Source organism: Rhodanobacteraceae bacterium, assembly GCA_016713135.1.
GTDB lineage: Bacteria > Pseudomonadota > Gammaproteobacteria > Xanthomonadales > SZUA-5 > JADKFD01.
Genome location: JADJPR010000023.1, coordinates 431,178 through 451,658 on the forward strand (window position 1 = coordinate 431,178; position 20,481 = coordinate 451,658).

Below are 20,481 nucleotides of genomic sequence, written 5' to 3' on the forward strand. Positions count from 1 at the left end.
GACGCAAAGAAGATCAAACGCTTTCCTTTGCGTCCATTGCGTCCTTTGCGGACAAGATCTCCTGGCCTGACCGCTTCGCTCGTGGACCCATGAACACAAAACCCACCGCTGCTCGCGCAGCGGTGGGTTTGAAGGGTGTCGCTATGAAGGCAGCGCGATCAGATCGCCTGCACTTCCTCGGCCTGGAAGCCCTTCTGGCCCTTGACGACCTTGAAGCTCACCTTCTGGCCTTCCTTCAGGGTCTTGAAGCCATTGCCCTGAATGGCGCGGAAGTGCACGAACACGTCCTCACCGCCTTCACGGCTGATGAACCCAAAGCCCTTGGCGTCGTTGAACCACTTGACGGTGCCGACCTGACGATCCGACATCTTTGCTATCTCCGAACTTCTAACTGAACTATGGCCTACCCGACACGGGTACACCGGACTACTGGTGTGCAGGGTTACAGCGGCTTGTAGCGATGGAGCGGATCGTTCTGGATCAGCGCCGCATCGAGCAACCGAGGCGACGCCCTGGCATACGCAGCGCGGGCATTGTAACGGAATCGTGAGACCTGTCGATACCCTGAACGAATCGCAAGTGCTTCGAATTCACGCGGCCAGTTCGACCCGATTACGCCCGCCCGCCTTCGCCTGGTACATCGCCTGGTCGGCGCGCTTGAGCGCAGCCCGCGGGTCATCGCCTTCGAGCGCAGCCACGCCGATGCTCACCGTCAGCCGATGCTGATCGCCATCTACATGCACCGGCGTACTCGCGGTGCGTTCGCGCAGGCGCTCGGCGAGTTCCCTGACATCGTCGCGGCTGCCGCCGGGCACGATGGCCACGAACTCTTCCCCGCCATAGCGGCCGAACACCGCAGCGCCCGCCAAGGATTCGCGCAGGCATTGCGCGAAATGCACCAGGCAGCGGTCGCCCACGGCATGCCCGTGACGATCATTGACCACCTTGAAGAAATCGAGATCGCAGACCATCAGCCAGCCCACGCGTGCCTCGCCGATCTCGCGATCGAGCATGCGCCGGTTGGGCAGCCCGGTCAGTTCATCGAGTTCCGCCAGCGCCCACGCGCGGTCGCGTTCGCGCTGCAGCGACAGTGCGCGGTCACCCAGCGCCACCGCCCAGCCAAGTCCCTGGAGCACGCAGGCGAACAGCACCCAGCGGTGCGGATCCTGGGTCTGCGGCAATCCGACCAGGCTGCCGATGCTGAACCAGGCACCGACCAGCACCATCGGCACCCAGCCGAGCAGGAACATTCGAGCGGTACGTCCTCCCGACCACGCAGCGCCCAGCAACAGCCATGCGCTCAGGGTGGCATTCGCACCGAAACTCAGATTGACGAGGTTGAAGCTGAACTGCGCCAGGGTGAAGTGGGAGCGGATGGTGAGCACGTCGACCACGCCCGCGGCGATGCCCGCCAGGGCGATCCACTGCATCGCGCGCGCTCCCCGCGGGTAGCGCAAACCGATGCCACTGACGGCGCGTAGCAAGGTCACCGCGGCCAGCGCGGCAATCGTCGACACCAGCACACCCAAGGCCGCGATCCGTTCTGGCGAAAGATGCAAAAGCTCGGCATTGCGGAAGGCCAGTGGATGCCTGAGCGTGATCGCCAGGAACATCATCTGCAGGAATCCGACATAGGCCAGGTAACCGGGCTCGCGCAGGATCAGGCTGAAGGCGAGGCTCAGGACCATCAACATCACGAGCGCCGAGGCCAATGTCACCTCGTAGATCCAGACGGCGCGTTCGCGCTGATGAAACTGCATCGGCGTCTCGACCCGCAGCCGCGGGTGCACGCCGAGCACCGAGTCGACCACGATGTACAGCGTCCCCGCCGACGCCGCCTGCGGCGACAGCGGCAAACCGGCACCGCGCAGCCCAGCCAGCGCGGGTGCCGGTGCGGTGGATACCGGCAGTTCCTGGATCAGGCGGCCGTCCGCGCGGTAGATCGCCACGCGCTGGCCGCGGTCGCGCTCCAGTACGAGCAGCAGAATGGCGCCGCCCTCTGCCGCCGAGCGATCGAGCCGGTAGAAACGTCGCAGGTCGCGGCCAGGCGCGTCATCCGCCGCCGGGAGCTGCTCGGCCACCGCCAGTGGCAGACTGTCGACTGGCGCCAGCGTCGCCGCCGTGAGCGGAGCTGGCTTGAGCGCCAGCAGGCAACAGAATGCGGCGAAGAGGGCGACTGTCCAGCGCATGCCGACCATCGAGCAACGAGGTTTGTCGAGTCTACGTGCAGCGGATACCTTCGCGCCGGGCAACTGTTAAAGTCACGCAGATCCGGCGTCCGGGGCGTTCCAACCATGTCCAGTGTCCACCGCTACCGCGCCTGCCCGCTGTGCGAGGCGATCTGCGGGCTCGATTTCCGTTTCGACGACGGCCACCTCGCGGCGATTCGCGGCGACGACGCCGATCCCTTCAGCGCGGGCCACATCTGCCCCAAGGGGAACGCGATCCTCGACCTGGAAGCCGATCCCGATCGCCTGCGGCTGCCGCAGCGGCGCACCGCCGCCGGTTGGGAAACGATTGGCTGGGACGAGGCCTTCGCCTACGCCGGCGAGCGCCTGGCGGCGATCCAGGCGGCGCACGGCGCCGATGCGGTGGCCGCCTACGCCGGCAACCCGAACGTGCATCATTTCGGGCACATCGCCTATCTGCCGCAACTGCTGCGCGCGCTCGGCAGTCGCAATGTCTATTCGGCGTCCTCGGTGGATCAGTGGCCGCACCAGCTGGTGGCCTGGGCGATGTACGGCCACCAGTTCCTGATCCCGATCGCCGACATCGACCGCACGGATTTCCTGCTGATGCTGGGCGCCAATCCGGTCGCCTCCAACGGCAGCCTGCTGACCGCACCCGGAATGCCGCGCCGGCTGAAGGCACTGGCGCAGCGCGGACGGCTGGTGGTGGTGGACCCGCGGCGCACGGAGACGGCGGAACTGGCCAGCCAGCACCTCGCCATCCGGCCCGGCAGCGATGCCTGGCTGCTGCTCGCGCTGCTGCAACGGCTGCGGACGCTCGGCCCGCCCAGGCTGGATGCCTATGCCGGCCGGATCCAGGGTTTCGATGAGGCCATGGGCGCCGTTGCGGCGGTCGCGGTCGGCGATATCGAGGCCCGCACCGGCATTCCGGCCACCGCAGTCGACGCACTGGCGCGCGGCCTGCACGCCGCGCCCACCGCCGCGGTGTACGGGCGCATGGGGCTGTCGACCCAGCGCTATGGCAGCCTGTGCCAATGGCTGATCCAGCTGCTCAACCTCTACACCGGCAATCTTGACCGCGCCGGCGGCGTGCTGCCCAACGACCCGGTGTTGCCGATCACCGGCCCGCGCACCTCGAAGGGTCACCGTGGCCGCTGGCGCAGCCGTGTGCGCGGGCTGCCCGAGTTTGCCGGCGAGCTACCGGTGGCTGCGCTGGCCGAGGAGATCCTGACGCCGGGCGAAGGACAGGTGCGCGCACTGCTGACCTGCGCCGGCAACCCGGTGCTGTCGACACCGGACGGGCGCGGCCTGGACCGCGCGCTGGAATCGCTGGAGTTCATGCTCAGCATCGACATCTACGTCAACGAGACCACCCGCCACGCCGACCTGATCCTGCCACCCACCAGCTTCCTCAGCCAGCACCACTACGATTCGGTGTTCAACGCCTTCGCGGTGCGCCAGGTGGCGCGCTGGAACGCACCTTTGCTGCCGCAGCCGGAGGAGGAGCGCGCCGACTGGCAGATCATCGGCGGCCTCGGCGTTGCCTACGCCCGCGCGTGCGGCCGCGAATGGCGCGCGCTGCCGCCGCCGGCGGTCATGATCGAAGCCGGGCTGCGTGCTGCCGGCAAGGTGGATATCGAGGCCCTGAAGTCCGCCGAACATGGCCTCGACCTCGGCCCGCTGGAACCTTCGCTGCTGCGCCGGCTGGAGACCGCCAGCGGGAAGATCGAATGCACGCCCGACTTCCTCGTCGCCGAACTCGAACGACTGCTTGCCGACGCGCCCGCAAGCGATCCGCTGGCACTGCAGCTGATCGGCCGGCGCGACCCGCGCGACAACAATTCCTGGATGCACAACGCGCCGCGCCTGATCAAGGGCAAGCCGCGCCACCAGTTGCGCATGCATCCGGCCGACCTCGCCGCCCGCGGGCTCACCGACGGCGCCCGCGTGTCCGTGCGCTCACGCGTTGGCAGCATCGAGACCGAGGTCCAGGCCGACGCCAGCCTGCGCCCCGGCGTCGCCAGCCTTCCGCACGGCCATGGCCATGACCGCGCCGACATCGGCTGGACCCGCGCCGCCACCCTCCCGGGCGCCAGCTACAACGACCTCAGCGATCCCTTGTCGCTCGATGTTCCCAGCGGGAATGCGGCGCTGAACGGGATGGTGGTGTGGGTGGAGGGCGCTCGACGAGCTGAGCGATGATCGGGCACTGACCGACGACAACCCCGGCGACCCGGAAACGCCGTATGGTGAGGGATCGTCGATCACTTCCTGGGAGCCCCATGGCCAGCATCCAGTTCCTCGGCGCTGCCGGTGAAGTCACCGGTTCCTGCCACCTGCTGCGCGCCGCCGGCAAGAAGATCCTGCTCGACTGCGGGATGATCCAGGGCGGGCGCGAGGAGGATGCGCGCAACCGCGAACGCTTTCCTTTCGACCCGGCCGATATCGACGCGGTGGTCCTGAGCCATGCGCACATCGATCACAGCGGCCGCCTGCCGCTGCTGGTGAAGCGTGGTTATCGCGGCAAGATCCATACGCAGAGCGCCACCGCCGACCTGGTCAAGGTCATGCTGGAGGACGCGGCGCGGCTGGCCGAGCAGGACGTGGAACACGCCAACCGCATGCGCGAGCGCCGCGGCCTGAAGCTGCTCGAACCCTTGTACGAACTGGCGGATGTCACCGAGGCTATCGGCCGGATCCAGGGCGTCGAGTACGACACCCGGATCGAGCTGTTCCCGGGCATCCACCTCAGGCTGCAGGACGCCGGGCACATCCTTGGCGCAGCGATCGTCGAGATCTGGATCGACGAGGGCACCGGCGAGCGCAAGCTGGTGTTCAGCGGCGACATCGGCCCGGACGGCACGCCGATCATGCGCGACGCCACGCCGGTGCACGATGCCGACCTGGTGTTGATGGAAAGCACCTACGGCGACCGCCTGCACCGCCCGCGCGACCAGACCATCGTCGAGATCGGCGAGGTGCTGGACGCCGCGCGCGGCAGCGGGGGCAACGTGATCATCCCGGCCTTCGCCGTGGGGCGCACCCAGGAGCTGCTGTACTGGTTCGCGCACCACTACGAGGAATGGGGCATGCAGCGCTGGCGCGTGCACCTGGACAGCCCGATGGCCTCCAAGGTGGTCGACGTCTATCGCCGCCATATGCACCTGTTCGACCGCGAGGGACGCGCCCAGTGGCCCAAGGGCGAGGACCCGTTCACCCTGCCCAACCTGCGCTTCGTCGACTCGATGGAGGAGTCGCAGCAGCTCAACCGCCAGGCGCGCGGCAACATCATCATCGCCGGGTCGGGCATGTGCAACGGCGGCCGCGTGCGCCATCACCTCAAGCACAACCTCTGGCGCCCGGCGGCGCATGTGCTGATCGTCGGCTACCAGGCGCAGAACACCCTCGGCCGGCAACTGGTCGACGGGCACTCCTCGGTGCGCATCTTCAACGAGATCATCCGCGTCAACGCGAAGATCCACACCGTCGGCGGGCTGTCCGCGCACGCCGACCAGCAGGGGCTGCTGAACTGGTACGGGCACTTCAAGAAGCACCCGCCGGTCTACCTGGTGCACGGCGAAAACGGCGCGCGCGAGATTCTCGCCGGCAAGCTGCGCGCCGCCTACGGTTGCGAGGCCTCACTGGCGCGGCCGGGGATGGAACGCGAGATCTGATCGACCAGCGCGCACAGTGTGTCCCTGCGCGCCGCGTCCGCCGCCTCGTCGAGCGGCACCTCGCTGCGCCCCCACACCGGCGCCGGCCAGGCCGGGTCCGTGCGATGGCGCGCGATGATGTGCACATGCAGCTGCGCGACCACATTGCCGAGCGCGCCGACATTGATCTTGTCGGCTGCGGTTGCCCGCTTGAGTCCCTCCGACAATTCCAGCGTGAGCTGCCACAGTGCAGCACGTTGCGCCTCATCGAGGTCGAACAACTCGCTGGCGCCCGCCACCCGCGGTGCCAGCAGCAACCACGGCCAGGGCACGCGACGCATCGCGCGCACCTCGATATCGTCGATCAGCGCGAGCAGTTCGCTGTCCGCGGCGAGGCGCGGATCGAGATCGAAGGTGGTCATGGGCAAGGAGTCGATCCGATTCGCGGATGCCGCAGCTGATTAATTGTCCGCAAAAGACGCAAAGGACGCAAAGAAGAGCCTGGCAGAGAGATCTTTCGCTTTCCTTTGCGTCCTTTGGTCCTTTGCGGACTGAATGCCTTTGCTCAACCGGCCGACCCGGCAACGCCGGCAGACTCCAGCCAGGAACGCGAGCGTCCGCTCGCGCGCCAGCGCCGCGCTGGCCGGATCGCCATGCGGATCGCCCAGCCGGTTGAAGGCGTGCCCGCGGGATAGCGGAACAAGGGCACCGACGGCAGGCGCGCGGCGATGCGGTCGACGGCCTCATTGGGGATCAGCGCATCGCGATCGCCGAAGTGGAACATCAGCGGCGCCTGCGGGCGCTCGTGCAGGAACTGCGGCACCAGGCGGCCGTAGTAGCTCACCGCTGGCAGGCCCAGCCGGGTGGCGGCGAGGTAGGCCACCACCCCACCCCAGCAATAGCCGACCACGCCCACCGCACAGCAGCCGTGCGCCAGCAGCCAGTCCGCCGCGGCGCGCACATCGCGCAGCGGTGCATCGAATCCGAGCTGACCGACCAATTCTCTCCCGCGCGTCATCCCGGCCTCGTCGCAGCGCAGCTGCACATCCGGCTCGATGCGGTCGAAGACCTGCGGCGCGAGCACCTGATAGCCATCGGCCGCATAGCCGTCTGCCACTGCGCGAATGTGCGGCGTGACGCCGAAGACCTCCTGGATCACGACCAGACCGAGGCCGTTTGCATGAGCGGGAGTGGCGTGGTGCGACCCGATCATGACAACATCTTCCGCGTGGAGTCCTATGTTCATTGCTGCCCGCTGCTTTCGCCAGCTTCGATTCTAGGCTTGGTTGGTTGCCATCCGGGATCCATGCAGTGATGCGGGTGCGCGCCTGAAAGATCAGCGTCCATCCGCTCAAGTTTTTCCAGATTCCGACGACAAGCAAGATGGCGCGGGTGCCCCGGCTGCAAGCTGCAGTCGAAAATGTCCAGGGCGCGCAGGTACAAGTTGCGAGCCTCGCGCCAACGTCCCTGTTGCTTGCGCAAGAGCCCCAGATTGTTGAGAGCCAATCCGAGGTCCGGGTGCCGAGGACCTAACAGTTGATCCTTCAGGGCCAGTGATCGCTCCAGATGTACCCCGGCCTCCTCGAAATCCTGCTTGGCCATGCAGACCATTGCCAGGTTGTTCAGCGTCGTCGCGATCTCGAAGTTATCGCCGGACGCTTCGTAAACGCGCAAAGCATGCCGGTAAACCGGTTCCGATTCCTCGAACCGGCCGAGGCCGTCCAGTAACGCCGCCCAAGCCACGCGGTCCGCCACCACCAAGCGATGATCGTCCCCCAGTACCCGCTCACGTAGCTCGACCGCTCGCCTCGCCAGCGGCTCACCATGGGCAAAGGCGCCTCGCGCATGCGCGAGGCCGCCAAGGTTGTGGTAGAGCGTGGCGAGCTCCGGATGGTCGGGGCCGAGCGCACCAGCAGCAAGGGCGAGCGCGCGCTCGTATGTCGCCTCGGCATGCTCGAAATCGCCGCTGTACTTCGCCAGCAAGCCGAGGTCATTGAGCAAGGGGACCAAGGCGACGGAGTCCCTTCCCAGGCTCTTTTCGGCCAAAGCCATTGCCTGCTCGAAGACTCGCTGCGACGCTCGGTATTTGCCTTCCTCGCATAGCCGGTTGGCGAGTTCATGCAACCGCCGGATCCGGGCATCGCCGTTCATTGTGGCAAAGCGATGGGCGATGGAGGCATCCGCCTGTCCTCACAGACCGCCCACGGTGCCAAGGATGCCCCGCCTGGCTGGTTGTCAGCGAATTGGTGCTTCCTCACTCTCGTCCATCTACTCCCAGCGACTCGTTGTGATTCAAGCGCGTGCTACCGCCAAAGCTCCCGGCCGGATCGCCCCCCTTCACGGACTTCGATAGGTCATTCGATACCGGGAGATCCCTGGGGGATGCAGGTTCGACAGATTCCGAGGATATCCCGGCACCCGGCTCGTTCGTCGTGCCATCCACGTTCTTGGATTTGTCAGACTTGCTCATGGCTTCCTCTCTCCTGCCTCAGGGGACAACTTGCGAATGATGATCGCGACTGACCGGTTCAGGTCAGCGGATGCTGTTCCAGCAATGCTGGGTACCAGGGCCGACAGCTACGCTGTAAGGCGCGAGTGAACACCCTCGACTGCCCCGGCTGAACCGACTGCCGGTCCCCAGACATTACGCACCTTCGCGCCAATGGAGATCAAGCAGCGCGCAAGTTCTGACCGACGCAATGTTCAAGGCAGATCTACCTCATGAAACCGACACGTGATGCAAGCCAGCTCCCAGTCCACCGATACGCACCTGCGGACCTTCGAAGCGGTTGATAAGCTCGGCATTGGATGCAAGATGCCCACTCACCGCACCCGTCACAAAGCCGCCCGAACCGGCTAACCAAAGCGGCAACAGCAACTGGTCGGCCAGATGCTCGCCCACCGGCGCACCGCTGTCGAGCCAGGCCTGCAGCGCGTCGCAGGCCTGGTCGGCCACAGCTTCCGCGGGCACGCCGCGCTGGCCATGTGCTGTGGCCAGCTCGCACACCTGCTCGAACTCGGCGTGGACGCTGAGCACATTGCCTGGCCCGGTGCGGTTGCCCAGATCGCGGTGCGACAGCGCCTCGCGGCGCAGCTTGAAGCGATCGGCCACGCGGGTGATCTCGCGCAGCGCGACATGCTCCGGCACTGCGGCGATCAACGCCTCGGCGCCGATCCCGATGCGCGCGCCGCGCTCGAGGATCTCGACCGGACGCAACGCGCCCGGCACGATCTTCGCAACCACGCGCCCGCCGCCGGCCGGAAACAGACCGACCTTCTCGACCGCGAGCGACACCCGCGCGCCCATGCGTGCGAGCTGCGGCAAAAAACAGCGCTGGATGAAGTCGGCGCTCGGCGCCAGCAGGTTGTGCGTGCCGCCCTCGATGCAGATGCGGCTCTCTGCATCAGCACGCAGCAGCGGCGGCAGCACCGTCTGCAGCACCAGCATCGCGCTGCCGGCGGTGCCGATCGCAAAATGCTGCGCGCCGCCTACCAGCGCGTTCGGCACGAACTCAAGGGCGGTAGAGCCCAACACGTCGCCGCGCACGTCCGCAGCCGAGATCGCCGCCGCGGCCTTCACGCACATCAGGTGCTGACGCATCAGCCCCGGCTTCGCGCGCCCGGCGCGGATACGCTCGATGCGCACCGGCCGCTGCTGCAGCACCGACAGGCTGAGCGCGGTACGCAGGATCTGGCCGCCGCCTTCGCCGCGGGAGCCGTCGATGGTGAGGGTTCGTGCGTCCATGCCGTGCCTCCGGATTCCCTTTCGGTTAAGGGTGTTGGTTATTGGTGTTGGCGTTGGCAAAGCCCGGAGCGAACGACGCGCCCGCTCCTTCCAACACCAACAACCCATACCAACACCTGATTGCGGTGTTGGTGTTGGCAAAGCCCGGAGCAAACGACGCGCCCGCTCCTTCCAACACCAACAACCCATACCAACACCTGATTGCGGTGTTGGTGTTGGCAAAGCCCGGAGCAAACGACGCGCCCGCTCCTTCCAACACCAACAACCCATACCAACACCTCATTGCGGTGTTGGCGTTGGCAAAGCCCGGAGCAAACGACGCGCCCGCTCCTTCCAACACCAACAACCCACACCAACACCCACTAGCCTTTGACGCACACCACCTGCCGCAGGGTATGCACGATCTCCACCAGGTCCTTCTGCGCGTCCATGACCTGGTCGATGGGCTTGTAGGCCGCCGGGGACTCGTCGATGACCGCTTCGTCCTTGCGGCATTCGACGTGCGCGGTGGCCTTGGCGTGCTGCTCCAGCGTGATCATCTGCTTGGCCCTGGTGCGGCTCATCACGCGCCCGGCGCCGTGCGAGCACGAGCACAGGGCTTCCTCGTTGCCGAGGCCGCGGACGATGAAGCTCTTCGCGCCCATCGATCCGGGGATGATGCCGAGCTGCCCGCGCTGCGCGCTGACGGCGCCCTTGCGGGTCACGAACAGGCTCTCGCCAAAGTGCTCCTCGCGCTGCACGTAGTTGTGGTGGCAGTTCACCGCCTCCCCGGTCACCGTGAATCGCTTCGGGACCGCCTTGGCCAGCGCAGCGAGCGTGTTCGACATCATGATCGCGCGGTTCTCGCGGGCGAAACGCTGCGCCCAGTCGACTGCGAACACATAGTCGGCGAAGTGCGGCGATCCCTCCTGGAAGTACGCGAGGTCGCGATGCGGCAGGTTGGCGATGTGACCCCGCATGTCCGCCTGGGCCAGCTCGATGAAGTGGGTGCCGATGGCGTTGCCGACCCCGCGGGAACCGGAGTGCAGCATCACCCACACATCATCCGACTCGTCGAGGCAGATCTCGACGAAGTGGTTGCCGGTCCCGAGCGTACCCAGGTGCGCCAGGTTGTTGGTGTTCTTCAGGCGCGGGTGCAGCTCGCACAGGCGCTTGAAGTCCTTTTCCAGCCCGGCCCAGGCTTGCGTCGCGGTGCGCGGCGGCTCGTTCCACGCGCCCTTGTCGCGGCCGCCGCGGTTGCTCGAACGGCCATGCGGCACCGACTTCTCGATCGCCGAGCGGACGCCGCCCAGCTGGTCCGGCAAGTCCTCCGCGCGCAACGAGGTGCGCGCGGCGATCATGCCGCAGCCGATGTCCACACCGACCGCCGCCGGGATGATTGCGTTGCGGGTCGGCACCACCGATCCCACCGTCGCGCCGATGCCCACATGCACGTCCAGCATCGCGGCCACATGCGGCCACACGATCGGCAGCCGCGCGAGCTGCGCCAGCTGGCGCATGGCCTCGTCCTCGACCGGCACGCCGCGGGTCCACATCTTCACCGGCACCCCGCCGTGCTGGTTCATCTCGTTGTAATTGCTCATGTTCTTCTCCTCGATGGCGGACGACGAATCGTGCGCAAGTCATTCAGTGCTCTACCAGCTGAGCTACGGTGCCATGCGACACCGGCGGGGATCGAACCCGCGACTCCTGCGTTGGATGTAGACCTGCCGGCATTCGTCCGCCGGTGAAACCGAAATTCGTGAAGCGTGGGCTTCGGCGAGCGGCGACAAGAACCACTTTGTGAGACGGACATGTTCAAGATGTAGTCCCACCCGCATTCGCCGCTCGGCGAAGCCCACGCCTGTTTGTTGCCACCGGTGCGACGAGATTGCCGGGACCTCATGTCCGAGGACATGCGCGGAAGTCGAATCCGCTCACCCCGAAGGGCTTCACCAATGTAGTCCCGACGGCATTCGCACCGCTCTTTGAAGCTGGGGAAAGGGTCAGGGGGCAGGTGTCCAACCTCGTCGCCCTGCCCGGCCATGCTGCAAACCGGTCCCCTTGACCCATGCCCCTTGACCCGCTGTCGAGCCGTGACATCACGAACTCAAGCAGCGCTGACACACTCACACCACCACCCGCTCGATCGCATCAACGAGGCGTCCGTTCGCGCGCTCGCCGCGCGAGAAGGCCGCCACCACCTCCCAGACCGCGTCGCCGAAGCCGCCGACGTTGAGCACCTCGCGCGCCTCGGCGACCTGGGTGTTCGCGTACGGCTGCAGATCGATGCACACCAGCTTCGCCTCCGGATTGCGCCGGCGCAACTGCTCCCACGCCAGCGTGGTTGCGGTCTGCGCGCGGCCGGTCCAGTCGGCCCAGCTCTGGTTGTCGGACATGATCACCACCGTGTCCGGCGCCACGCCCTGGCGGTTCAGCTCCTCGATCGGTGCGCTGATCGCGGTGCCGCCGCCGAGCAGGCTCGCCAGCGCCTGCGCAGTCTCCATCACCGTGTTGCGGCGCGGGCGGGCCCACGGACGCACACGATCATTGAACGGCAGCACCCAGGCACCCGGGTTGCGCGCCAGCACCGTCGCCGCCATCAGGCCGGCCACGTCCACGCAGCGCGTGGTGCTCGTCGCACCCTGGCGGAAACCGGTCACCGGCGAGCTCATCGAGCCCGACACGTCGACCGCCACCGCCACCGTGCCAGCAAGCTTCGGCACGTTGTGCACCGCGTGTTCCATCGCCTCCCGCAGCGCTTCGCGGATGATCTCTGGCAGCGCCGCAGTCGCCTTCCAGGTGGTCAGCAGCTGGTACGGAAAGGCACGCGCCTTGTCGATCAGCTGGCTGTCCGCCAGGCGGGTTGCGATCAGCCGCTGCATGGCCCGGTCCGCCAGCACGCCGTGGCGCGCGAAGGTGTTCAGGTTCATGCGCAGCATGGTCCAGCTCGCAGAACGCGCAATCGCGGTCCAGTGGGCCGTGGTCAGCGGCTGCGCGGTCAGCATCTGGAACGGCACCTTCGGCACCGCCCGCGACGGATCGCGCTTGAACGCCTCGAAATCCTGCAGCGCCTGCGGCAGCAACGCCTGGTTGACCTCCTTGCCGATCAGATAACCGTACAGCGCCGAACGCTCGATGGACGCCGCGCGCGGGTGGACCATCTTCACCACATCCGCCAGCGAGGGCGAGGCGCCGACCATCGCGTGCACCAGCGTTTCGTCGCTGGCGCGCTCGAGCCAGCGCTGCACCAGGCGCTTCGGCCGCGAACCGAGGCTGCTGCGCGCAACCAGGCCCGAACGCAGCGCCTGGACGAAGCTGCGCAGCTGCGCGCCGTTGTCGACCACGCGGTCGAACACCGCCTCGCACCACTCGCCGCCGAAGGACGCCAGCCAAGCCAGCAGCACCACCGGCGTGTCCTTCATCCGGCCGTGCTGGCGGGCGTAGACCGCGGTCTTCGCGACAAACGCCGGGCTCACGTCGAAGCAGCGCGCCAGCAACTGGTCGAGCTGGCTTGCGGCATCCGCGTAATAGACATCGTTCAGCGTCCCGGTCAGCGCCAGCTGCGCCAGTGCCTGGCGCGGATCCAGCCCATAGGCCTTTCCACCCGCCTCGTTGACCTGGTTGGCCACCGGCGCGGCACTCGCCGCGAACAGACGCTTGTTCAACATGACACTCTCCTGGGGCATGCACGGGTGTCCGTGCCGACGTTTCGCCTATCTCAAGGACCGTGCCAACCTCGTCTGAAATTCGTATCTCATTGATTTTGCTAGAAACGAAGAATCCTGGCCGCCAGCAGTGTTCCGCCAGGTCATGCGAATTTACGATATGATCGTATCGTCTTTATCCAGATTGATATCCCATGAAGCCCCAGGTCGTCATCGGATTCCTCGGCACCACCATCGATGCCGGCCTCGGCCCGGGGCGCTGGGAGAAATGGCGACCAACGGTGTCGCTGGGCATGCAGCCGGACTTCGCGCCGCAGCGCATCGAGCTGCTGCTGGACCAGCGGCGCTTCGGCAAGCTGGCGCAGCAGGTGGTCGCGGCCCTCGCCACACATGCGCCCGACACCGAGGTGCGGCTGCATGACGTGTACCTGGCCGATCCCTGGGACTTCGAGGGCGTGTACGCGACGATGTTCGACTTCGCCCGCGGCTACGCCTTCGACAGCGAACACGAGGACTACCTGATCCACATCACCACCGGCACCCACGTGGCGCAGATCTGCTGGTTCCTGCTGGCGGAGGCGCGCTACGTGCCGGCGCGGCTGATCCAGACGGCGCCGCCGCGCAAGCAGCGCGCGGGCGATCCAGGCAGCTGGTCGATCATCGACCTGGACCTCGCGCGCTACGATCGCATCGCGCAGCGCTTCGCCCAGGTCAGCGAGGAAACCACCACCTTCCTCAAGTCGGGCATCGAGACCCGCAGTGCGGCCTTCAACCGCATGATCGAGCAAATCGAACGGGTGGCCGGCAAGAGCCGCGCGCCGATGCTTCTGATGGGCCGACCGGCGCCGGCAAGAGCAAGCTGGCGGCGAACGTCTTCGAGCTGAAGAAGCAGCGCCAGGGACTCAGCGGGCGCTTCGTCGAAGTGAACTGCGCGACGCTGCGCGGCGACGGCGCCGGCAGCGCCCTGTTCGGCCACGTGCGCGGCGCCTTCACCGGCGCCGCGGGCGACCGCGCCGGGCTGCTCAAGTCGGCTGATGGCGGCCTGCTGTTCCTCGACGAGATCGGCGAGCTGGGCCTGGACGAGCAGGCGATGCTGCTGCGCGCGATCGAGGACAAGCGCTTCCCGCCGCTCGGCGGCGACCGCGAGATCAGCTCCGACTTCCAGCTGATCGCCGGCACCAACCGCGACCTCGGCCAGGCCGTGCGCGAGGGCCGCTTCCGCGACGATCTCTACGCGCGCCTGAACCTGTGGACCTTCCACCTGCCCGGCCTGAAGGAACGCAGCGAGGACATCGAGCCGAACCTGGACTTCGAACTCGCCCGCTACGCGCGCAGCCACGGCGAACAGGTGCGCTTCAACCGCGAGGCGCGCGAGCGCTACCTGCGTTTTGCCACCAGCGCGGATGCCGCCTGGCCCGGCAACTTCCGCGACCTCGGCGCCTCGCTGACGCGCATGGCCACCTTGAGAGAATCCGGGCGCATCACGGTGGCGGTGGTCGACGAGGAGATCGCCCGCCTGCGCCGCCTGTGGACCGGCCGCGGCGCGGACGAAGCGCAGGGCGAGATCGACTTCGTCGCGCTGCTCGGCGCCGACGGCGCGGAGCAACTGGACCGCTTCGACCGCGTGCAACTGGCCGAAGTGGTCCGCGTCTGCCGCGCATCGAAGTCCCTGAGCGAAGCCGGCCGCAGCCTGTTCCAGGCCAGCCGCGAACGCCGCGGCTCGGTCAACGACAGCGACCGGCTGCGCAAATACCTGGCGCGCTTCGGGCTGGAGTTTGACCGCGTCCACGCCGGCAGCGGCTGAGCGTGGGGGACCCCGCCGGCCTGGCTCGGCTAGAGTCACGCTCGAACGCGCCCGGCGAGACCCCATCGATGACGTCCACCCGATCCCGTACCCGTCGGATGCTCGTGCTGCTCGGCCTGTGGGCTGACCCCGTGATCGCCAGCCCCGAATCGGACCCGTGGGTCCACCCACTGCCGATCTTCCGCGATCGCGTACACGTGGCAACGCCCTGGGTCGACGCGGCGCAGGCGCAGTCGCTGCAGCGCGATCCCGAACAGACGAGTGGACTGACCTGGATTCCGCTCGCCGCCGAGCATGCGCCAGCAAGCGCGCAACTATCGGTGCAGGTCGCTGTGGTGCAAACCGCAGACGGCCTGATCGTGCTGGGCCGCGCTGGCGATGACGCAGATACGGGCGAGTGGACCCTGCAGTGGTCCACGCTGCTCTCGCTACCGCTTCAGCAAATCGGCTGGCAGCGGATCCAGTCCCCGCTGGACAGCGATGCGCAATGCGACCGCCTCGGACTGTCGCCCGTGGACCGGGAAGCCTGTCCAGGCTGGCGCGCCACGCAGCTCAAACACCGCGAACGCCTGCGCCAGGCCTTCAGGCCGGAATGGCATCTGGTTGGCGGCAGCGCCAAGGCGACCCCGCAACCCGACTGGAGTGCGCCCGCGTATGGTTTCGATCTCGTCGAGCCCGCGCCGCCGGGCCCGCACACATTGCACGAGTCCGCCTACGGGCACCGCTTCGCCCTCGCCCTGCCCTGGCCGTCCTGGCCGCTGGCGCCCTTGGGCGTGCTCCGCCACGTCTACCTGCAGGCGCGCTATTGCCGGACCGACGGCGCCTGCGTGAGTGCTCCCGCGGCGGCTGGAACGGCGCTGGCACTGGAACTGGCGCGGCCGCTCACGATTGAGGCCGATGACTGCGGGCAGTCGCCAGCCGATGCCACCGACTCGCCCTGGTACGTGCGCATTGCGGGCAGCCTCCTCCCTGCGGAGTCGGCCAGCTCCACCACTGCCTATCTGTTCCGAAATCCCGGGGGCGGCTACCTCGACCGACCCGACCCCGACCGCACCAGCCCGGAGCTCGCCGAGTTCCGCTTCGAGACACGGCCGCTGACCGCTGGCACCTGGCTGTGCCTGCCCGAGATGCGCCTGTGGCGCCCGCCGCAGGCAAGCGTGCCGGCGAGCACACTGTCGGATGACCAGATTCGCGAGGTCGCTGCCGGCGAATGGCCCGATCCAGCATCGTGGCCGGGGCGACGCCACCCCTACTGGCAAGATCACACGCCGGTCTACACGAGCACCGGCAGCGTCGATATCGATGCCGGGTTCACCGAGCGCACGCTGGACGACGGCCGCCGACTGCTGGTCGAGACCTACCGCGTGGATCCACCGCGCAGCGGCGAGGGCATGAACGGCGCCTGCGACACCGCCCGATTCGCGGTCTGGATCCTGCGGCCCGGTGCGGACAGCCTGCGCCTGGCGGTGAGCATCGGCGGCTACGGGCCCGACCTCTGCGCCGGATCCGGCCTGGAGCACGCCGCGCTGTCGGCTGACGGCCGCAGTGTCGACAGTACGCGCGTCAGCGACAGCACCGAGAACCTGGACCCGGCACAACTGGCCCGATACGAGGCCGGCGAGACCATCCGCATCCGCGAGCGCTACTGCCTCGACGACGAGACCGACAGCTACCTGCCCTGCGGGCGCCGGCTGAGCGTCGAGCCCAACGACAACCCGCCCTGAAGCAAGGCGGCCTTCAACTGAACGATCAACCAGATCAAACGGATGGCCGTCAAGTGCCGCGCGCCGATGCTGCTGATGGGCCCGACCGGTGCCGGCAAATGCGAGATCGCGGCGAATGTCTTCGAGCTGAAGAAGCAGCGTCAGGGCTTGGCCGGACGCTTCGTCGAAGTGGACTGCGCGACCCTGCGCGGCGGCGACGAGGAAATCGCCCGCCTGCGCCGCCTGTGGACCGGCCGCAGAGGGACGAAGCATAAGGCGAGATCGACTTCGTCGCCCTGCTCGGCGCGGACGGCGCGGAGCAACTGGACCGCTTCGACCGCGTGCAACTGGCCGAAGTGGTGCGTCTCTGCCGCGCCTCGAAGTCCCTGAGCGAAGCCGGCCGCAGCCTGTTCCAGGCCAGCCGCGAACGCCGCGGCTCGGTCAACGACAGCGACCGGCTACGCAAGTACCTGGCGCGCTTCGGGCTGGAGTTTGCGGCAGTATCGCGATCCTGATCGGTCGCAACCGCGACCCTTGCCCGATGGTCGTCGCCGTGCCCAGATCGAGCCACTCAGCGCGTCCCATCTGCCTGGATCCGTTCTGGACCGGACGCTCGCTGTGTGCCCGTTGCGCGGTGCGCCACAGCATGCCGTTTGCGCCGCTGCAGCCAGGCGACCTGGAAAGTACCCTGCTGCCAATCGACAGCTATCGCATCCCTGCCGGCACCCGGTTGCAGCATCCCGGCCATGCGGCGGACACGGTGTTGACGCTGCGCAGCGGGCTGGTCAAGGTGGTCGAGGAGCTTCCCAGCGGACGCCACCGGATCCTGCGCCTGCTGCGCGCCGGCGATGTCGTCGGCCTGGAAGCGCTTGCGACGATGCGCTACCAGCATCGTGCGGACGCGCTGACGGAGGTCGAAGCCTGCCGGATCCCGATCAGCGTGATCGAGCAGTTGTCGCGGCTGCGGCCCGAGTTGCACGCCAGCCTGACCCAACGCTGGAGGGACAATCTGGCGCAGGCCGAGCACATCATGCTCGACCTGCTGAGCGGCGAAGTGCAGGCCAGGATCGCGCGGCTGCTGTGCCTGCTCGATGATTTCGACCAGACGATGCCGTTCCGGATGTCGCGGCAGGACATGGCCGCGCTGGTGGACACCAGTCCGGAGACCGCCAGCCGGGTGTGCTCTGCCTTTCTCCAGCAGGGCTGGCTGAAAGAGGAAGGCCCGGGCTTCGAGATCGACCGCGAGGCGCTGCGACAGCTCTGCAAGGCCTGATTGCTGCGCCGACGTCTCCGGATGCGGGGCTTCCAGATACCCCCCTGGGCATGACGCACGTCATACCGTGCCGGCAAGCACATCGGAAACACTGCACGGAATGGCGCCGCCGGCGTCGTCAATCCGGAGCTCACGATGAAACTGCTTCCCTGGGCCACGGCCGCAGTGCTGGTCGCTGCAGGTACTGCGCTCGCCTACGTGATCAACAACAAGACGCTGCTGCTGCACCCTGCCGATGCGCCTGCCGAGATCTCCGGCACGGTCTCCACCGACAAGGTCAAGCTGCTGCGCACGCCCGACGGCACCTTGTTCGCCATCTACGGCGAGGCGCAGGACGTTCCGCGACTGGCCTACGACACCAAGTCCAAAGTGATCCGCAAGCCCTTCGACATCGTGGTCCGCGTGTCGATCGACAACGGCGACACCTGGGGCCCGTCGCTCAACATCTCCAACACCGCGTCGCTGACCTCGGCGCTCGGCATCCTCGAGGGCACCGGCGCGCCGGCGCTGGGGCCGGACGGCCACCCTGACATCGCCAATGACCCGCGAGCCACCGACTACCCGGGCGATTCGGACAAGGCGAATGTGTTCAATGTCGGCAACAACATCATCGTCACCTGGGGCGGCACCTACTGCCCTGGCGGTGCGCAGCGCTTCGTGGTCTATCCGGAGCTCAACGGCATCACCGTTCCGTACAGCTGCATGTACGTGTCGCGCCTGCGCTGGAACAGCACCACGCACGCATTCGATACCGTCTGGCCCGGCGGCCTCCCCTACCTGACCGAGCGCCTGAGCAATGGCCTGCGCGATGTCAAGCAGGATGCCAATCGCGGCAACTCCAGCGCCTTCGTGATCAACTGGCAGGAAGATCCGATGGGCCTCAAGCTCGGCGACGCCGACGGCCCGGGCGATGGCGCCTCGGGCGCGAACGTCAACAACGGCACCGATATCTGGTACGCCAGTTTGCCCACTGCCACGTTCGCGACGTCGTCCTGGGCCACCGCGACACGGATCACCCGCAACGCCAGTGACCTCGGCCCGCTGTCCAGCGCCGGCGACAAGGCCACCCATCCGCCGGGTGACTACGATCGCGGCAACGTCGGCGCATCGCGCGCCAACATCGGCCAGATCGGCACCAACGTGATCATCGCCTACGAAGAAACCAAGGGCTCGCAAGGCTTCGTGATCGGCAAGTACATCCGCTACCACACCTTTGTCTGGAACCTGCCCCCCGTCGGCGGCGAAGTCGGTTGCATCATCAGCGAACCGCACGAGAACGCCCGGCGCGTGCGTTTCCTGACGCAGGAGGCCACCAACGATGTGCCGCGGGTCTTCTTCTACAAGCAGGGCGAATACGACCAGGGCGGCCCCTCGGACATCTTCCTGCGTCGCACCACCGGCGGCCAGATCACGCCCGAGTCCCTGAGCCCGCCGGTGGATGCGGTGAACTGCCGCTCCAGCGTGGTGACCGGTGGCAATCCGCAGATCGACATCACGCAGCCGGCGGCGCTGAACTTCAGCGGCAGCGATGCGCTGAAGGGCGGCACCGGAACCGCACCCGGCGCACTCTCCGGCGACAATCCGATCGAGAACGCGCTGGCGCATCGCGGCGTGATCCGCGGCAACACGATCATCGTCGGATACAGCTACACCCCTGATCTGTTCCGCTTCCAGTACCTCGACGACACCGATCCCTACAACTTCTTCATTCGCCGCTCCACCGACGGCGGCCTGACCTGGAGTGAAGCCGTCAACATGACGCCGGAGATCACCGGCCCGTCGCGCCTGACGGTCAAGGAGCCGCGCATCGTCGGCACGCCACCGACCGTCGCAGGCGGCTTGCCCGGCAACACCCAGAACCCGAACGTGATCTACGTGGGTTACGGCCTGCAGACCAATGCCCGGGAACCGATCGAAGTGCCCCGGGACGTGGACATCTACATGATGGTCTCGCTGGACGAAGGCCTGAGCTGGACCCGTGCCAAGGCACTCAGCGCAGGCGACGTTCAGGGGGGCTACAACGATTCGCTCGAGGACTTCGAGACCCAGATCAAGGTGCGTCCGGACGGCCTCGAAGGTCATGTCGTGTGGTCGACCAACGATGGCACCGTCGCCGCTGCCAGCTATCGCCGGATCGATGTGGTCGATCTGCCGCCGGAGCCCATCTTTGCCAATGGTTTCGAAGGCGACTGATCCAACCCGGGGCTGGCCCGGCGCAGGGCCGGGCCAGCCATCGGAAACTGGAAGCTCACTGCCTCGGGCAAGTATTGATTCCCAGCAGCGGGTAAACCGGGCAGAAGCGCATGAATCCGGTGGCCAGCGGAACCAGGCCAGCCAGGCCCCAGAGGGTCTTGGGACCGACGAACACCAGGCTGAGCAGCACCAGGCCCACGACGATACGCAGGCCGCGATCGATCCCACCGACGTTTGCATTCATGACTGAATCCACTGGTTGTTGAGGTGGGGT

The 20,481-nt window shown here is 67.2% G+C and carries 13 protein-coding genes and 3 pseudogenes; 7 read left to right on the forward strand and 9 right to left on the reverse strand.

Features of this window, described 5'->3' with window-relative positions:
* Window positions 1–158 precede the first annotated feature (158 nt).
* Together IPK27_21805 and IPK27_21810 are read right to left on the reverse strand one after the other, a co-directional pair.
* Window positions 159–368, reverse strand: coding sequence for a cold-shock protein (locus tag IPK27_21805; protein ID MBK8070148.1), 210 nt, complete (start codon window positions 366–368; stop codon window positions 159–161).
* Window positions 369–590: 222 nt separating this feature from the next.
* Window positions 591–2,189: a diguanylate cyclase gene (locus IPK27_21810; GenBank protein MBK8070149.1), complete on the reverse strand. Its 1,599-nt coding sequence runs from the start codon at window positions 2,187–2,189 to the stop codon at window positions 591–593.
* Window positions 2,190–2,294: 105 nt separating this feature from the next.
* On the opposite strand from IPK27_21810, the gene IPK27_21815 reads away from it, so the two are divergent.
* Together IPK27_21815 and IPK27_21820 are read left to right on the forward strand one after the other, a co-directional pair.
* On the forward strand, window positions 2,295–4,391 hold the full coding sequence (locus tag IPK27_21815) for a molybdopterin-dependent oxidoreductase (protein MBK8070150.1): 2,097 nt from the start codon (window positions 2,295–2,297) through the stop codon (window positions 4,389–4,391).
* Between the two features lie 80 nt (window positions 4,392–4,471).
* Window positions 4,472–5,863 carry an MBL fold metallo-hydrolase gene (locus tag IPK27_21820; protein MBK8070151.1) on the forward strand — a complete coding sequence of 464 codons (1,392 nt, stop codon included), beginning with the start codon at window positions 4,472–4,474 and terminating at the stop codon, window positions 5,861–5,863.
* Here IPK27_21820 and IPK27_21825 read toward each other — a convergent pair.
* From IPK27_21825 to IPK27_21850, 6 genes and pseudogenes are all read right to left on the reverse strand, one after another.
* Complete coding sequence (locus tag IPK27_21825) at window positions 5,812–6,264, reverse strand: HIT family protein (GenBank protein MBK8070152.1); 453 nt, start codon at window positions 6,262–6,264, stop codon at window positions 5,812–5,814. The genes IPK27_21820 and IPK27_21825 overlap by 52 nt on opposite strands.
* Window positions 6,265–6,303: 39 nt before the next feature.
* Window positions 6,304–7,088, reverse strand: a pseudogene (locus IPK27_21830) (dienelactone hydrolase family protein).
* A complete protein-coding gene (locus IPK27_21835) occupies window positions 7,085–7,993 on the reverse strand; it encodes a tetratricopeptide repeat protein (protein ID MBK8070153.1) in 909 nt (302 codons plus the stop codon). The pseudogene IPK27_21830 and the gene IPK27_21835 overlap by 4 nt, the downstream one beginning before the upstream one ends.
* 568 nt (window positions 7,994–8,561) lie before the next feature.
* Window positions 8,562–9,587: an RNA 3'-terminal phosphate cyclase gene (locus IPK27_21840; GenBank protein ID MBK8070154.1), complete on the reverse strand. Its 1,026-nt coding sequence runs from the start codon at window positions 9,585–9,587 to the stop codon at window positions 8,562–8,564.
* Window positions 9,588–9,949: 362 nt separating this feature from the next.
* Window positions 9,950–11,170 carry an RtcB family protein gene (locus IPK27_21845; protein ID MBK8070155.1) on the reverse strand — a complete coding sequence of 407 codons (1,221 nt, stop codon included), beginning with the start codon at window positions 11,168–11,170 and terminating at the stop codon, window positions 9,950–9,952.
* Window positions 11,171–11,695: 525 nt separating this feature from the next.
* Window positions 11,696–13,237 carry an RNA-binding protein gene (locus IPK27_21850; GenBank protein MBK8070156.1) on the reverse strand — a complete coding sequence of 514 codons (1,542 nt, stop codon included), beginning with the start codon at window positions 13,235–13,237 and terminating at the stop codon, window positions 11,696–11,698.
* 191 nt (window positions 13,238–13,428) lie between these two features.
* Here IPK27_21850 and IPK27_21855 point away from each other — a divergent pair.
* The 5 genes and pseudogenes from IPK27_21855 to IPK27_21875 all read left to right on the forward strand — a co-directional run bounded on the left by IPK27_21855 (window position 13,429) and on the right by IPK27_21875 (window position 20,207).
* Window positions 13,429–15,038 (forward strand): annotated as a pseudogene (locus tag IPK27_21855) (sigma 54-interacting transcriptional regulator).
* A 98-nt stretch (window positions 15,039–15,136) separates the two neighbouring features.
* Window positions 15,137–16,762: a hypothetical protein gene (locus IPK27_21860; protein ID MBK8070157.1), complete on the forward strand. Its 1,626-nt coding sequence runs from the start codon at window positions 15,137–15,139 to the stop codon at window positions 16,760–16,762.
* Window positions 16,763–16,804: 42 nt separating this feature from the next.
* Window positions 16,805–17,256, forward strand: a pseudogene (locus tag IPK27_21865) (sigma 54-interacting transcriptional regulator).
* A gap of 131 nt (window positions 17,257–17,387) precedes the next feature.
* Complete coding sequence (locus tag IPK27_21870) at window positions 17,388–18,014, forward strand: Crp/Fnr family transcriptional regulator (GenBank protein MBK8070158.1); 627 nt, start codon at window positions 17,388–17,390, stop codon at window positions 18,012–18,014.
* Window positions 18,015–18,149: 135 nt separating this feature from the next.
* The gene (locus tag IPK27_21875; protein ID MBK8070159.1) at window positions 18,150–20,207 is read left to right on the forward strand and encodes an exo-alpha-sialidase; all 2,058 of its coding nucleotides are present in this window, start codon (window positions 18,150–18,152) and stop codon (window positions 20,205–20,207) included.
* A gap of 55 nt (window positions 20,208–20,262) precedes the next feature.
* Here the strand turns inward: IPK27_21875 and IPK27_21880 are convergent, their stop codons facing one another.
* Window positions 20,263–20,451: a DUF2892 domain-containing protein gene (locus IPK27_21880; GenBank protein MBK8070160.1), complete on the reverse strand. Its 189-nt coding sequence runs from the start codon at window positions 20,449–20,451 to the stop codon at window positions 20,263–20,265.
* Window positions 20,452–20,481 lie beyond the last annotated feature (30 nt).

Coding starts and splice junctions, on each gene's coding strand:
- IPK27_21840 (MBK8070154.1), bottom strand. CDS start 9,587: ATGGACGCACGAACCCTCACCATCGACGGCTCCCGCGGCGAAGGCGGC.
- IPK27_21815 (MBK8070150.1), top strand. CDS start 2,295: ATGTCCAGTGTCCACCGCTACCGCGCCTGCCCGCTGTGCGAGGCGATC.
- IPK27_21860 (MBK8070157.1), top strand. CDS start 15,137: ATGCTCGTGCTGCTCGGCCTGTGGGCTGACCCCGTGATCGCCAGCCCC.
- IPK27_21805 (MBK8070148.1), bottom strand. CDS start 368: ATGTCGGATCGTCAGGTCGGCACCGTCAAGTGGTTCAACGACGCCAAG.
- IPK27_21850 (MBK8070156.1), bottom strand. CDS start 13,237: ATGTTGAACAAGCGTCTGTTCGCGGCGAGTGCCGCGCCGGTGGCCAAC.
- IPK27_21835 (MBK8070153.1), bottom strand. CDS start 7,993: ATGAACGGCGATGCCCGGATCCGGCGGTTGCATGAACTCGCCAACCGG.
- IPK27_21845 (MBK8070155.1), bottom strand. CDS start 11,170: ATGAGCAATTACAACGAGATGAACCAGCACGGCGGGGTGCCGGTGAAG.
- IPK27_21825 (MBK8070152.1), bottom strand. CDS start 6,264: ATGACCACCTTCGATCTCGATCCGCGCCTCGCCGCGGACAGCGAACTG.
- IPK27_21810 (MBK8070149.1), bottom strand. CDS start 2,189: ATGCGCTGGACAGTCGCCCTCTTCGCCGCATTCTGTTGCCTGCTGGCG.
- IPK27_21880 (MBK8070160.1), bottom strand. CDS start 20,451: ATGAATGCAAACGTCGGTGGGATCGATCGCGGCCTGCGTATCGTCGTG.
- IPK27_21875 (MBK8070159.1), top strand. CDS start 18,150: ATGAAACTGCTTCCCTGGGCCACGGCCGCAGTGCTGGTCGCTGCAGGT.
- IPK27_21820 (MBK8070151.1), top strand. CDS start 4,472: ATGGCCAGCATCCAGTTCCTCGGCGCTGCCGGTGAAGTCACCGGTTCC.
- IPK27_21870 (MBK8070158.1), top strand. CDS start 17,388: ATGCCGTTTGCGCCGCTGCAGCCAGGCGACCTGGAAAGTACCCTGCTG.